The sequence below is a fragment of the Paraburkholderia sp. SIMBA_054 genome (genome assembly GCF_046534875.1).
GTDB lineage: Bacteria > Pseudomonadota > Gammaproteobacteria > Burkholderiales > Burkholderiaceae > Paraburkholderia > Paraburkholderia hospita.
This window is the reverse complement of record NZ_JAWRXV010000758.1, coordinates 1-273: the sequence shown is the minus strand read 5'-3', so window position 1 is coordinate 273 and position 273 is coordinate 1. Positions and strand designations below refer to the sequence as shown.

Sequence of the window (273 nt, the reverse complement as noted above, 5' to 3'; positions counted from 1 at the left end):
GAACAGGTCCTTTGCCGTCAGGGCAATATCAGCCGAGGTGATACGATTGCCATTGACCTTGATGTCCTTGGCATTGGCAGTGACCGATGCATTCTGGCGACCGTCATTGGCGTCGAGCGTGATATCAGCATTGGCCGCACCGGTCGCCTCCGCCAGCGCCAGGGCTGCTGCCGTGGAAATATCCGGCGCATCGAGCTTCAGCGCGCCGGTCAGGAGACCTTTCGCGGTCTGGGTGACATTGCCCGAAAGATGCGCACCGCCTGCATTGAAGAC

General features: G+C 60.1%; 1 protein-coding gene. It reads right to left on the bottom strand.

The genetic code is table 11. The annotated features are described in order from the left end of the window. Positions 1-273 (bottom strand): hypothetical protein (locus SB822_RS57140; protein WP_410859112.1); only part of this gene is annotated, 273 nt, incomplete at both ends.